Source organism: Bradyrhizobium sp. WU425, assembly GCF_021052305.1.
Classification (GTDB): domain Bacteria; phylum Pseudomonadota; class Alphaproteobacteria; order Rhizobiales; family Xanthobacteraceae; genus Bradyrhizobium; species Bradyrhizobium canariense_D.
In genome coordinates, this window is the sequence record NZ_CP088089.1 from 3180552 (window position 1) to 3194661 (window position 14110).

Genomic DNA, 14110 nt, shown 5'->3' on the forward strand with positions numbered 1-14110 from the left:
CGGTTTTTGGGGCGGTTTTGCGGCAGGGGCACTTAGGGCTATTTTGGAACGATTCAATTTCGCGACGGCCACATGTTCCCGGTATCAGCTGCCGTACGGCGGTGCGGATAGGGACAGGCCCGCAAAACTCCGGAGCACCGACATGATCAGAAATACCAGTCACGGCTGGGGCAGCATTTCCCGATGGCTGCACTGGAGTCTGGCGCTGACCATCATCGGCATGATCGGCTTCGGGTGGTGGATGAACCACATCCCGGCGCGTCCCGACCGCTTCTTCTACCGCTCGATCCACGCCGATATCGGCTATGTGATCCTGCTGCTCACCGTGCTGCGCCTGGTGTGGCGCCTCGTCAACCCGACGCCGATCATGCCGGCCGGGACCTCGCGCTGGCAGAAGGTCGCCGCCCATGTCAGCCACGGCGCGCTCTACCTCGCCGTCATCATCGTCACCATGCTCGGCTGGGCGCATTCCGGTGCGCACGCACCTGATTATTCGAACTTCTTCGGCCTGTTTCACGTGCCGCAATTCACGGCTCCCGAACGCGCGGCGGCTGGCGTCTATGAAGACCGCCACATCCTCTTTGCCTATGTGCTGCTCGCCTTGATCGCGATTCACGTGATCGCCGCTGTGTGGCACCATTTCATCCGCCGCGACCGCATTGTGGCGCGGATGGTGACGGACGAGGCGGGGTAGGGCGGACATGGGAGGAAGCATCGCGCCCGCGATTGCTTCGCTGCGCTCGCAATGACGGAGTAAGGTGTGGGGTCACGAACTATCCAATTGCGATCGCAGGAGGCCTCATGCTCACCGTCCATCATCTCGGCAAGTCGCAGTCCGAGCGTATCGTCTGGCTGTGCGAGGAGCTGGGGATTCCCTACGAGTTGAAGCGCTATGCGCGCGATCCCGTCACCATGCTGGCTCCGGCCGAGTACAAGGCGCTGCATCCGGCCGGCACGGCGCCTGTGATCACCGACGGCGAGTTGGTGCTCGCGGAATCCGGCGCCGTCGTCGACTACATCGTTGCAAAATATGGCAACGGCCGACTCGTGCTCGGTCCCACTGATCCCGCCTTCGCGCAGTTTCTGTATTGGGTTCATTTCGCCAATGGCAGCCTGCAACCCGGTATGGGACGGATGATGATCCTGAACCGGCTCGATCTCGCCAAGGACAATCCGACCCTGCTCGCGATGAAGGGGCGTCTCGATCAGGCCCACGATCTTCTCGACGCAAGGCTTCGCGAGGCCGAATATCTTGCGGGCAGCGCTTTCACGGCCGCCGACATCATGACAGTTTTCTCGCTGACCACGATGCGCTACTTCCAGCCCTATGACCTCCAGCGCTCTCCGAACGTGGTCAAATATCTCGGCCGCATCAGTGCGCGGGCGGGCTATCGGCGTGCGATGGAGAAGGGCGACCCGGGCATGGCGCTGCTCTTGGACTGAGCGGCGAGGCGATCGCTCACGCGATCCTGTTCGTGGTGGCGGCCCTCTCTGTTGCCAGCTGCTTCTGCAGGCGCTCGATGTTTTGCAGCAGCCGCTGGCTGGTCAGCACCAGGAAGTAATAGCCGAACTGCGGGTCCTGGAAGTAGATCTCGAGCAGCCGGTCGTAGGTGATCGTCAGCACCTGGCCGTCCTCGATGCACTCGACCGTTCCGGTGCGCCGGTTGTCCGGCGTGAGGAAGCCGAGTTCGCCCATGAGCGTTCCGGGCAGGATCTCGATGTTGATCTCCTTGACCAGGAACTTGCCGGTGACGGTGAGGAACATCTCGTTGGCCGGATCGCGCAGCTTGAACAGCGTATCGCCGCGACGATATTTGCGTTCGGTCATGAACGGCTTGAGCCATTCGATCGACATGTCGCCTTCGGCTGCATGGCGCGCCTTCTTGACGAGCTTGAGCATCTGCCGCAGGCGCAAGGCGTTGATCGGTAGCAGCAGGAGATAGAGCAGGAAGGTCGACACGTTGGCGGAGAGCGCGCCGAAGACGGCGAAGAACGCGCAGCCGACCATGTTGGCGACGCGCAGCGGCACCATGGTCCGCATCAGAAGGGTAGCGACGAAGAAGCCGGCGCCGACCGCGGCGAACATATTGGCCAACGTGATGTTCTGGACGAAGATCTCCAGCATCCGATTGAAGATCGAGTCATAGGTGACGTTGTTCGGATCGAGGCCCATCTGGACCAGGATCTTCGCGATCCTGAGGTTATCCGTCGCCGCCTCGAGAATGCGGTCGAGGATCGACGAAATGTCTGCGCTGCCGGACGGCATGGTACTATCCCCGCGTAAGGCCTTCAGTCCCGGTCGGTATTCTCGACACCTATAGCCGAAATCGAACGACGACCGCTTGAATGAAGTTTTGGGCCGCCGTGCCGCAAGAGACAAATTTTAGCCTGATCGGGCGTTTCGGCAATTGCCTGTTTGGCGGTGCATATGGCCGTGGCGCGCCCGCGATTCGGGGGCCAGTGGGTACGAGCCTCGGCGTGGTCGACCTCGGCGGCCGACCGGGCGAGGGGGGACCAGGCGTGGGCGTGGGGCGATCCCCCCGCCTTAGGGCTTGGCGGGCGGCACGACCTCCTGCTCGACCAAGCCGAGGTGCCCCGGCAGTGAACCAGCGCGCAGCAGCATGGCGACGCTGTTTGCTTCCTCCAGGGTGAAATTGCCGGAGATCTGGCCCGAGCCGCCGGTGATGGGCTCGCGGATGATGGGGGCGGAGATCACCTTGCCGTCGAGCACGATGGCGAAGGGCTTTGCGATATTCTCTTCGGTGATGTGGGCAAAGCGCCGCGTGCCGCGGCCGTTGAAGCGGAACGAGGCGATCGGCTCTTTCGTGGCGCTCGCAAACCCCGGGCCCGCATAGCTGATGTCGTCGCCGTCGAGCACGCTGTCCTTGGCGACCAGATAAAGGCTCTTGTCCTTGAAGCCGGGCAGGACTTCCGTGCCTGCCGGTGGCGTGCCGGATTGCGCCTGCTCCGGCGGCACCGAGAGGTCGATCAGGCGGAAGCCGACCTTGACCCTGCGGGCGAAGACCGCGGTGACGCGCTCGGGCTCCATCACACCGGGCAGGAAGATGCGGATGCGGTCGGTCCCATCGGGCTGGACGCTGGCCAGCTGGACGCCGGCCTCCTTCAGACGCTGCTCGATCATGGCGATGGCATCTTCGACGAGTTCGTGCAACCGCGCGGCGGATGCCGCATTGGTCGGCACGAGCCTGACCAGTCCGCCGCCGTCGGTCACGGCGAGTGCATGCGACGGCAATCCTTCCGCGGCCGACGCGAGCTTGCGCGCGAGTTGCTCGCGGCCCTTGACGTCGGCAATCTTCAACTCGACGCCGCCGTCGCGGATCGCAAGACCGGAGAAGGCGATCTTGCCCTCGCGCAGGTTCTTGTAGACGTCGTCGCGCAAATCCGTGACTACGCTCTCGCGCAGGCCATCGGTGTCCACCTTGTAGACGATGCGTGACCCGCCGAGCTTCTCCATCTTGTCGCCGATGAAGGCCGAGATCTTGGCGCGCATCTTGTCGAGCTGGCCGTCCTCGGCGAGTGCCGCGCGGGGCAGGGCGATCACCGATGTCATGATCCCCGCTGTCACGGCGAGCGCGATGAACAGCCGGGTAGCGCAATCCCGCGGGGGCGTAGTCATGATCACCTCAGTCTTGCGCCAGGGCGCTGGCGAGGACGCCGGCATGTGAGTCCTATGCCAGTTCTTGGTCCCCGGATCGCGCGCGCAGGTTCAAAAGCCTCTCACCACAGCCCGAGGCCGTTAGGTCATGGACGAACGCCAAATCATCCATCATTCTGCCCGTGCTCGGCCGGCCCATCGGTCGAGGCCACGCCAAACCAAAATGTCAAAAGACAGGGGGCGCGGACATGCATCTGAGGGAGGACGGAATTCCATGGCGGGCATCCACGCGCTCGATCGGCTCATCGGCAGCGACTATCCGGACCTGGCGACGGACGCCGAGGTTCGAGCCTTCGAGCAGGTCCCTTACGCCGATCGCGTCGCGGCCGACAGCACCTATGACGCCATCAGGCTGGGTGCGGTCCGCAACCCCAACGGGCCGGCGATCCAGTTCCTGCAAAATGCCGATCCCGCCGACACGCCGGTCGTGGTCACGTACCGCGACTTCATCGCGCGCGTCACGCAGGCCGCCAACATGCTTCACGTGCTGGGCGTGGAGAAGGGCGACGTCGTCAGCTTCATGCTGCCGCTGGTGCCGGACGCCTTTGTAACGCTGTTCGGCGCGGAAGCCTCCGGCATCGCCAATCCCGTCAATCCGCTCCTGGAGCCGCACCAGATCGCGGAGATCCTCGAGGCCGCGAATACGAAAATCCTGGTGGCGCTCGGGCCGATGCCGGGCACCGACATCTGGCAGAAAGTCGAGCAGATCAGGCCGCAACTCAAGCAGCTCAAGGCGATCGTGCAGGTGTTCGGTGCTGGCGATCCGGCGAGAGGAATCTTTGCCTTCAACGACCTCATCAAGCCGCAGCCTTCGGACCGCCTTATCAGCGGACGCAAGATTCTCGGCAGCGACATCGCCGCCTATTTCCACACCGGCGGCACCACCGGCACGCCAAAGCTGGTGCGGCACACGCATGCCAACCAGGTCTATCAGGCCTGGGCGCTCAATCTGCTGCTGAAGTCGAAGCCGGGCGCCAACATGCTGTTCGGCATGCCGCTGTTTCACGTCGGGGGCTCCTTGACGCAGGTGCTGACGACGCTGTCGGCTGGCGGTTCGCTGGTCGTGCTGTCGCCGAGCGGATGGCGCAACCCGAGTGCGGTGAAGAACATCTGGCAACTGGTCGAGCGCTTCAAGCCGGAGGCGCTGTCGAGCGTCCCCACGGTACTCGCCGCGACGCTCGCGGTACCGCCTGGCAATGCGGACATCTCCAGCCTGAAATATGCAGCCGGTGGGGGCTCCGCGATCCCCGTCGCGGTGGGGTCTGCGATCCAGGACAAGCTCAAGCTGCCGGTCGTCGAGGTCTACGGCATGACCGAGACCTCGAGCGTGCACACGCTGGCCTATCGGTCGCGGCCGATCCGGCTCGGTTCGGTCGGCCTTCCCATGCCTTACGCGCGGGTCCGCATCGTCCAGCTCGATGCCGAGGGCAAGCTGATCCGCGACTGCGCGCCGGATGAGATCGGCGTCGTCATCATGGCCGGGCCCGGCGTGTTCGGCGGCTATCTCAACGACGAGCACAACAAGGGTGCCTTCGTCGACGAGGTCTGGGTCAATTCCGGCGATCTTGGCCGGCTCGATGCCGACGGCTATCTATGGATCACCGGCCGCGCCAAGGATCTCGTGATCCGCGGGGGCCACAACATCGATCCGGCGCCGATCGAGGAGATCATGTTCCGGCATGCCGCCGTCGGCTTTGCCGCCGTGGTCGGCCAACCCGACGCCTATGCCGGCGAGCTGCCGGTCGGTTACGTGCAGCTGAAGCCGGGCGCGACTGTCGAGCCGGGCGAGCTGGAGACATGGGTGCGCGAGCGTACGCCGGAGCGCGCCGCCGTTCCCGTACAGGTCATCCCGATCGATCCGATGCCGGTGACGGGCGTCGGCAAAGTGTTCAAGCCGCAGCTGCGCTGGGACGCAGCCCAGCGCGTGTTCACGAAGGTGCTGACGCCGCTCACTGAGCGCGGCATCGACTGCAAGGTCAGGGTCGGCGCCCACGGCAGCCACGGTTCGATCGCCACCGTGACGCTCGCGGGCCTGCCGGCGGATCAGCGCGAGGCGGTTGCGAGCGAGGTGCACGCACTGCTTGCACCGTTCGTGATGCGCCACGAGGTGGTGCAAATGTAACGGGCTCAACAGACGGCTTTGGCGTCAGCTCCAGAGCAGGGCGACGCTTCGCCGCATCATCCATACCCCGATAGAGCCCCTTATGTGACAAGTATCACATAGGAAGAATTGGTAATTAAGCCATGGTCCGAATAGTCTCGTGGAATTGCATCCGGGGGGACGCAAGTGATTCCGTTTCGGATATTTGTTTTGTTGATTTTGGCCATTGGCCTCGCCTGCGGACCAGCCCATGCGGACCGGCGGGTGGCGCTTGTCATCGGCAATTCCGCCTACAAGAGCGCGCCCAAGCTCGGCAATCCCGTCAACGATGCCACTCTGGTCGGCGGCATGTTCAAGAAGGCGGGCTTTGATTCCGTCGATGTCAGGCTGGATCTCAGCGCCAGCGAGATGCGGCGCATGTTGCGCGAGTTCGCCGGCAGGACCCGCGATGCCGATATGGCGGTGATCTATTACGCCGGCCACGGCATCGAGCTGGAAGGCACCAACTATCTCATTCCGATCGACGCGACGCTGGAGACGGATGGCGACGTACTCGACGAGACCATCCCGGTGGAGCGCGCGCTGTTCGCGGTAGAGCCGGCCAAACAGCTGCGCCTGATCATCCTGGATGCCTGCCGCGACAATCCGTTTTCCAAGACCATGAAGCGAACGCTGGCTTCGCGCGCGATCGGACGCGGACTCGCCAAGGTCGAGCCGACCAGCCCCAACACCATGATCGCCTTCGCGGCAAAGGCCGGTTCGACTGCGTCCGACGGCGATTCGAGGAACAGCCCGTTCGCCACCGCGCTGGTCGAGCACTTGCCCAAGCCGGGCCTAGATTTGCGCAAGGCGTTCGGATTCGTGCGCGACGACGTGCTGAGGAGCACCGGGAACAAGCAGGAGCCCTTCGTGTATGGCTCGCTGGGCGGCGATGACGTGCCGTTGGTTTCTGCCAAGCCGGCTGCAACCGGTCCGCAGGCAAATCCGCAGGATTCGATTCGCAGGGATTACGAGCTCGCGCTGCAGCTTGCCACGCGCGACGGTTGGGAAGCCTTCCTGGCGCAATATCCCGAAGGCTTCTATGCCAATCTGGCCAAGGGCCAGATGAACAAGATCGCTGCTGAAGAGACGCGCGCGTCGGCCGAGCAAAAAGCGAACGCGGCCGAGCAGCAGAAGGCAAGGCTCATTGCCGAACGCGCCCAGAAGGCCGAGCAGGACAAGGCGGCCGCGGCTGCCAAGGCCGCCGAAGATGCCCGGGTCGCGGCGGAGAAGCAGAAGCAGATCGAGCAGGCAAGGGCGGACGCGGCCGAGCACCAGCGCAAACTGGCTGAGGCTGCCGCGGCAAAAGCACAAGCCGAGAAGCAGGCAGCGGAGAAGGCCAGGGCCGAGCTTGCCGCCAAGCAGGCCGCCGAGAAGGCGGAGCAGGCGGTAAAACCGGCGGCCGATCGGCAGATGCCTGAGGTCGAGCAGAAAGTTGCAGCCCTTGCGCCGGCGCCGGCATCCACATTGTCGGTGGCTGATCTGACGAAATCACTCCAGAGCGAACTGCGCCGCGTCGGCTGCCTGTCCGTCACTGCGGACGGCGACTGGAATTCAGCTTCGCAGCGCTCGCTGGCGCTGTTCAACAAATACGCCGGTACTCAGTTCGATGCCAAGCTCGCCAGCGCCGACGCGCTCGATGCCCTGAAAGCCAAGCCGGGACGCGTCTGCCCGCTCATTTGCAATTTCGGCTCCAAGGCCGACGGCGATCAATGCGTGAAGATTACCTGCCGCGCCGGCTATCGCGTCGGTGATGACAACGAGTGCGAAAAGATTCAGGAGAAGAAGCCGGTCGCCACGCGTGAGGATTCGCGGAGGCGGGATACGGACCGGAAGGCAAGCGAATCTTCGCCGTCCAGGCCTGAGGCGAGTGGACAGATTATTTGCAGCTCGACGGGATGTCGCCCGGTGCAAAAGGGATGTCGGCTTGTCAGCGGGACGATCCCCGGCAGGGTTAGTTCGAATACAGCCACAGGCGGCAACTTCGAGGTCTGCAATTAGGGTGTCACAGGCAATCGCCCGTAAAAGGCTCGGCGTTTCATGATCGTCTTGCGATCTCTTTCACTGTTGATTTTCGGTCTTTGGCTGGGGTGCGGATCGGCCCAGGCCGACAAGCGCGTTGCGCTCGTCATCGGCAATTCCGCCTATAAGAACGCGCCGCGGCTCGCCAACCCGGTGAATGACGCCGGGCTTGTAGGCAGCATGTTCAGGAACGCAGGCTTCGATACGGTCGAGGTCAGGCTGGATCTCAACGCCAGCGAAATGCGGCGATCGTTGCGCGAGTTCGCGGCCAGGACGCGCGATGCCGACATGGCGGTGATCTACTATGCCGGCCATGGCATCGAGCTGGACGGCAGCAACTATCTCGTTCCGACCGATGCCATGCTGGAAACCGATGGCGACGTCCTCGACGAGACGGTCGCGCTGGATCGCGCGCTGTATGCGGTCGAACCGGCCAAGCAGCTTCGTCTGGTCATTCTCGACGCGTGCCGCGACAACCCGTTCGCCAAGACGATGAAGCGCACGCTGGCCTCGCGCGCGATTGGCGGCGGGCTTGCCAAGGTCGAGCCGACCAGTCCGAACACGATGATCGCCTTTGCGGCCAAGGCGGGATCGACGGCGTCGGACGGCGACTCCCGCAACAGCCCGTTCGCGGTCGCGCTGACCGATCATCTCCCGAAGCCCGGGCTCGACTTGCGCAAGGCATTCGGTTTTGTCCGTGACGACGTCTTGAAGAAGACCGGCAACAAGCAGGAGCCGTATGTCTATGGCTCCCTGGGCGGCAGCGACGTGCCGCTGGTGCCGCTGAGGCCAGTCGCCGCAGCAGGTCCGCAGGCGAACCCGCAGGACAGTGTGCGCAAGGACTACGAGCTGGCGCTTCAGGCCGGCCTGCGCGAAGCCTGGGAAGCATTCCTCCAGACCTATCCGGACGGCTTTTACGCCAACCTCGCTCGTGTGCAGTTGAAGAAGATTGCCGCCGAGGAGGATCGCACGGTGGCGACCGAGAAGGCGCGTCTGGCCGAACAGGAGAAGGCGAGGCTCGCGACCGAACGAGCCCAGAAGGCCGAGCAGGAGAAAGCCGCCGCAGCTGCCAAAGCCGCGGAAGAGGCGAGGATCGCGGCCGAGAAAGCCAAGCAGATCGAGCAGGCCAAGGCGGAGGCGGCCGAACGAGATCGCAAGGCGGCGGAAGCTGCCGCGGCCAAGTCGCTCGCGGAGAAGCGGGCGCTCGAGAAAGCGGCGACGGAGGCCGCAACGAAGCAGGCGGCGGACAAGCAGGCGGCTGATGCCGAAAGCAGGAAGGTCGCCGCGCTGTCGCCGCCGCCAAGCTCCCCGCCGCCCGGCGATCTCGCGAAATCCGTTCAGAGCGAGCTGCGCCGCGTCGGCTGTCTTTCGGCCGCCGCTGACGGCGATTGGAACGCCGCATCGCAACGCTCGCTGACGCTGTTCAACAAATATGCCGGCACCCAACTCGACGCGAAGCTTGCAAGCGTCGACGCGCTCGATGCGCTGAAGGCGAAGCCAGGACGCGTCTGTCCGCTCGTATGCAATTTCGGCTTCAAGGCCGACGGCGATCAATGCGCGAAGATCACCTGCCGCGCCGGCTATCACGTCGGCGATGACAATGAATGCGAGAAGGTGCCGGAGAAGAAGCCGGTGGTCACGCGCGAGGATTCGAAGAGGCGCGACCAGGACCGCAAGGAGGCGGAGTCCGCGGCTCCGAAGTCGCAGTCCTCCGGGCAGATGATCTGCAACAACGCCGGATGCAGACCGGTCGCAAAGGGCTGTCACCTCGGGCCGGTGCCCAATGCGAACGCCAGCGCCAAGATCACCGGCGAGGTCTGCAACTGAGGGCCAGGCAGCGGTGATGTCCGGCCGGACCAGACACGTCTGCGGTTGAGGTGAGGGCAGGCGACACGAGGCTTGCGTGCCCCGCCGCAAGCGAGCATCATTCCCAAAAAAATGGGGAAAACCGATGCTTGAGCTCTCGCGCCGCAGTCACCTTCAGCAATTGTCGGCCGTGCTCGGATCCGCCGCGCTGCCTGGGTGGTCGAGATGCGCTAGGGCTTCGGAGGCAGACATTCCCTCCGAGGGCATCGGCAAGGGCATCAAGCACATCTCCTACAGCGACATCGGCGGACGGCCCGACAGTGTGCAGGTGATGTTCAACCGGCAGCATGTCTATGTCGGACATATGTTCAGCGACGGCGTGACGGTCCTGGACGCATCCGATCCGCGTGCGCTGAAGCCGGTCAATTTCTTCACCGCGGGACAATACACTCGCACCCACCATTTACAGGTGGCGGAAGACCTGCTGCTGCTTGCAAACGGCGCCAACATCGTCGCGATGCAGTCCTACGACAATATGCGCGGCTATTTCGAGAACACGCTGGTCGACAGCATCACCAAGGCCAAGAAATTCCGCTGTGGGCTGTCGATCCACGACATATCGAAACCGAACGAGATGCGCGAAATCGCATTCCTCGAAATGCCCGGCTTCGGCATCAATCGGCTGTGGTGGCCGGGCGGCCGCTATGCCTATGTATCGGCGCATCTCGACGGGTTCACCGACCACATCCTTTGCGTGGTCGATCTCAAGACCATCACCAAGCCGGAGATCGTCGCGAAATGGTGGCTGCCGGGCATGAACCGTGCGGCCGGCGAGCCGGCAACGCCGAAGGGCAAGCGCTTTGCGCTCCATCACATGATCACGGCGGGTGATCGCGGCTATGCTGCCTGGCGCGATGGCGGCTTCACCATTCACGACATCGGCGATCCCGTGAATCCAAAGCTGCTGTCCCACATCAACTGGTCGCCGCCCTTCGCCGGCGGGACGCATACGCCGCTGCCGCTGCCCAAGCGACAGCTCGCAATCGTCGCCGACGAAGCGAACGCGGACAATTGCGCCAAGGGGCTGTTCCATACATTCGTTCTCGACGTGCGCGCGCCGGCAAATCCGGTGCCGATCGCGACCCTGCCGACCCCGCGCGACCGCGATTTCTGCACGAACGGCACCTTCGGTCCGCATAATCTGCACGAGAACCGCCCGGGCTCGTTCCAGAGCGAGGAGACGATCTTCGCAACCTACAACAATGCCGGCGTCAGGGTGTTCGACGTCAGGGACGCCTTCGCACCGAAGGAGATCGCGTATTGGGTGCCGCCGACACCGAAAAAGCTCATCGATCCGCGCCCGAACGTCGCGCTCGCGGCCAAAACCTGCGACGCCTATGTCCGGCCTGACGGGCTGATGTTCGTCTCCGACTGGAACGCCGGCATGCACGTGCTGCAATATCAGGGATGAGCGGTGTTGTAGGGTGGGCAAAGGCGCGAAGCGCCGTGCCCACCATTTGCAGCGGAGAAGTTTGTGGTGGGCACCCTTTCGCTTTGCCCACCCGGCGAGACCTGCACTAACCCGCCGGCATCCGCGTCTCTACCAGGCGCGCCCAATACGACGCGCCGTGGCCGAGGATGTTGTCGTTGAAGACGTAGGCCGGGTGGTGGCACTCGTTGCCGTCGCCCATGCCGACCAGGATCATCGCGCCGGGGCGCGCTTCCAGCATGAAGGAGAAGTCTTCGGCGCCCATCATGGGAATGAACTTGTCGTTGACGCGCTCGGCACCGACGATGTCGCGGGCGACGTCGGCGGCAAGGCCGGCCTCGCGCGCATGGTTCATCGTCACCGGATACATCCGCATGTACTTCGTTTCGGCCGAGCCGCCATAGGCGCGGGCGACGCTCTCGGCGACCTCGCCGATGCGGCGCTCGACGAGATCGCGCACTTCAGGATCGAGCGTGCGCACGGTGCCGCCGAGCTCGGCGACCTCCGGAATGATGTTGAAGGCGGTTCCGGAGTGGAATTGCGTGATCGAGATGACGGCCGATTTGAGCGGATCGACGTTGCGCGCGACGATCGATTGCAGCGCGTTGACGATCTGAGCGCCGATCAGCACGCTGTCGATGGACTTGTGCGGACCCGCGCCGGCATGGCCGCCCTTGCCGTGCACCGTGATCTGGATGTTGTCGGAGGAGGCGAGCATCGCGCCGGGTGTGGTCGCGAAATGGCCTTCGGGCAGGCCCGGCATGTTGTGCATGCCATAGACCTCCTGGATATTCCAACGCGTCATCAGCCCGTCCTCGACCATGGCTTTGCCGCCGCCGCCGCCTTCTTCCGCGGGCTGAAAGATCACCACGGCCGTGCCGTCGAAATTGCGCGTCTCGGCGAGGTATTTGGCGGCGCCGAGCAGCATCGCGGTGTGGCCGTCATGGCCGCAAGCGTGCATCTTGCCGGGGACCTTGGAGGCATAGGGTACGCCCGACGTCTCCATGATCGGCAGCGCATCCATGTCGGCGCGCAGGCCAATGGTCTTGCCCGAGGCGGACTTGCGGCCGCGGATCACGCCGACGACGCCGGTGCGGCCGATGCCCGTCACCACCTCGTCGCAGCCGAACTCGCGCAAGCGGTCGGCGACGATGCCGGCGGTGCGGTGGACGTCGTATTGCAGCTCCGGATTCTCGTGGAAGTCATGGCGCCAGGCGGCCATTTCGTCGGAGAGGGCGGCAACGCGGTTGACGATGGGCATGAGGGAGGTCCGCCTTGATTTGTAGCCCGGATGAGCGAAGCGAAATCCGGGATTTTTTGTGGGAAAAGTCCCGGGTGTCGCTGCGCTCACCCGGGCTACGAATGACGCTCAGCTTTCGCCGAACACGCGCTTGAAGATCGTGTCGACGTGCTTGAAGTGATAGCCGAGGTCGAACTGCTCGTCGATTTCGGCGTCGGTGAGATACTTCTTCACTTCAGCGTCCTTCTTCAGGAGCTGGAGGAAGTCGCCCTCGCCGCGCCAGACCGGCATGGCGTTGCGCTGCACGAGCTTGTAGGCGTCCTCGCGGCTTGCGCCCTTCTGCGTCAGCGCCAGCAGAACGCGCTGCGAATGCACGAGGCCGCCGAGGCGGTCGAGGTTCTTCTGCATGTTGGCGGGGTACACCAGCAGCTTGTCGATCAGGCCGGCGAGGCGGACCAGCGCGAAGTCCAGCGTCACGGTCGCGTCGGGGCCCATCATGCGTTCGGCAGAGGAGTGCGAGATATCGCGCTCGTGCCAGAGCACGACGTTCTCCAGCGCCGGGGTCACATAGGCGCGCACCATGCGCGACAGCCCGGTGAGGTTTTCCGAGAGCACCGGATTGCGCTTGTGCGGCATCGCGGACGAACCCTTCTGCCCTTCGGAGAAGAACTCCTCGGCTTCCAGCACTTCGGTGCGCTGCATGTGGCGGATCTCCACCGCGAAACGCTCGACCGAGGAAGCGATCACACCGAGCGTCGAGAAATACATCGCGTGGCGGTCGCGGGGGATGACCTGCGTCGAGATCGGCTCGGGGACGAGGCCCATGGCATTGGCAACATGCTGTTCGACGCGCGGGTCGATCTGGGCAAAAGTGCCGACCGCACCAGAGATGGCGCAGGTGGCGACTTCCTTCCGCGCCGCGATCAGGCGCTCCCTGGCGCGCGAGAATTCGGCATAGGCATAAGCGAGCTTGAGGCCGAAGGTCACGGGTTCGGCATGGATGCCGTGGCTGCGGCCGATGGTCGGCGTCATCTTGTGCTCGAGGGCGCGCTTCTTCAGCGCCGCCAGCACCTTGTCGAGGTCGGCGAGCAGCAGGTCGGCGGCGCGAGTGAGCTGGACGTTGAGGCAGGTGTCGAGCACGTCGGAGGAGGTCATGCCCTGATGGACGAAGCGCGCTTCGGGGCCGACGATCTCGGCGAGGTGGGTGAGGAAGGCGATGACGTCGTGCTTGGTCTCGCGCTCGATCTCGTCGATGCGGGCGACGTCGAAAGTGGCGTCCTTGGCCTTGGCCCAGACCGTTTTGGCGGCCTCCTTGGGAATCGTGCCGAGCTCGGCAAGGGCGTCCGCCGCATGCGCCTCGATCTCGAACCAGATCTTGAACCGGGTCTGCGGCTCCCAGATCGAGGCCATTTCCGGGCGGGTATAGCGGGGGATCATTGGACTGCTCCAGGAAGGTGGGCGGGCGACCCAGAAGGGGCGACCTGCCAAAATGCTTTTTACGCCGTGACTTAGCAGAGCGGGGAGAGCGAAACAAACGGCACCGGCAACGTAGCGGGGGATGATTGGGCTGGGTGGGGGCATCGGCCGGCCGCGGCGCGCGATGAGCGGAACGTGCCCCGGGGCCGCAGATATTAACTGTCAATCACGGATCATTGACTGACAGATATTGAAATCTGTCAGCGAGACGTGTATATCCGTTCTCGGACGCTCCAATTGGGCGTCTGGCGGCATCCCGGG

General features: G+C 64.1%; 10 protein-coding genes. 6 read left to right on the top strand and 4 right to left on the bottom strand.

Features of this window, described 5'->3' with window-relative positions:
* The first annotated feature begins 142 nt into the window (after positions 1-142).
* Together BcanWU425_RS15140 and BcanWU425_RS15145 are read left to right on the top strand one after the other, a co-directional pair.
* Complete coding sequence (locus BcanWU425_RS15140; RefSeq protein ID WP_204511652.1) at positions 143-694, top strand: cytochrome b; 552 nt, start codon at positions 143-145, stop codon at positions 692-694.
* Positions 695-801: 107 nt separating this feature from the next.
* Positions 802-1443: a glutathione S-transferase family protein gene (locus tag BcanWU425_RS15145; protein ID WP_204511651.1), complete on the top strand. Its 642-nt coding sequence runs from the start codon at positions 802-804 to the stop codon at positions 1441-1443.
* Between the two features lie 16 nt (positions 1444-1459).
* Here the strand turns inward: BcanWU425_RS15145 and BcanWU425_RS15150 are convergent, their stop codons facing one another.
* On the bottom strand, positions 1460-2266 hold the full coding sequence (locus BcanWU425_RS15150; protein WP_027518831.1) for a Crp/Fnr family transcriptional regulator: 807 nt from the start codon (positions 2264-2266) through the stop codon (positions 1460-1462).
* A gap of 279 nt (positions 2267-2545) precedes the next feature.
* Entirely contained in the window at positions 2546-3637 is a 1092-nt protein-coding gene (locus tag BcanWU425_RS15155) for a SecDF P1 head subdomain-containing protein (protein ID WP_085349424.1), read from the bottom strand.
* Positions 3638-3890: 253 nt separating this feature from the next.
* Here BcanWU425_RS15155 and BcanWU425_RS15160 point away from each other — a divergent pair, with 253 nt between their 5' ends.
* The 4 genes from BcanWU425_RS15160 to BcanWU425_RS15175 all read left to right on the top strand — a co-directional run bounded on the left by BcanWU425_RS15160 (position 3891) and on the right by BcanWU425_RS15175 (position 11115).
* A complete protein-coding gene (locus tag BcanWU425_RS15160; protein WP_204511650.1) occupies positions 3891-5798 on the top strand; it encodes an acyl-CoA synthetase in 1908 nt (635 codons plus the stop codon).
* A 165-nt stretch (positions 5799-5963) separates the two neighbouring features.
* Positions 5964-7817, top strand: a complete 1854-nt coding sequence (locus BcanWU425_RS15165) for a caspase family protein (RefSeq protein WP_204511649.1) — start codon at positions 5964-5966, stop codon at positions 7815-7817.
* Positions 7818-7856: 39 nt separating this feature from the next.
* Positions 7857-9665 carry a caspase family protein gene (locus BcanWU425_RS15170; protein WP_018455551.1) on the top strand — a complete coding sequence of 603 codons (1809 nt, stop codon included), beginning with the start codon at positions 7857-7859 and terminating at the stop codon, positions 9663-9665.
* A gap of 124 nt (positions 9666-9789) precedes the next feature.
* Positions 9790-11115, top strand: a complete 1326-nt coding sequence (locus tag BcanWU425_RS15175) for an LVIVD repeat-containing protein (protein ID WP_204511648.1) — start codon at positions 9790-9792, stop codon at positions 11113-11115.
* Positions 11116-11221: 106 nt separating this feature from the next.
* Here the strand turns inward: BcanWU425_RS15175 and BcanWU425_RS15180 are convergent, their stop codons facing one another.
* Both BcanWU425_RS15180 and purB read right to left on the bottom strand, forming a co-directional pair.
* A complete protein-coding gene (locus BcanWU425_RS15180; protein WP_204511647.1) occupies positions 11222-12394 on the bottom strand; it encodes a M20 aminoacylase family protein in 1173 nt (390 codons plus the stop codon).
* 108 nt (positions 12395-12502) lie between these two features.
* Complete coding sequence (purB, locus tag BcanWU425_RS15185) at positions 12503-13810, bottom strand: adenylosuccinate lyase (RefSeq protein ID WP_204511646.1); 1308 nt, start codon at positions 13808-13810, stop codon at positions 12503-12505.
* Positions 13811-14110 lie beyond the last annotated feature (300 nt).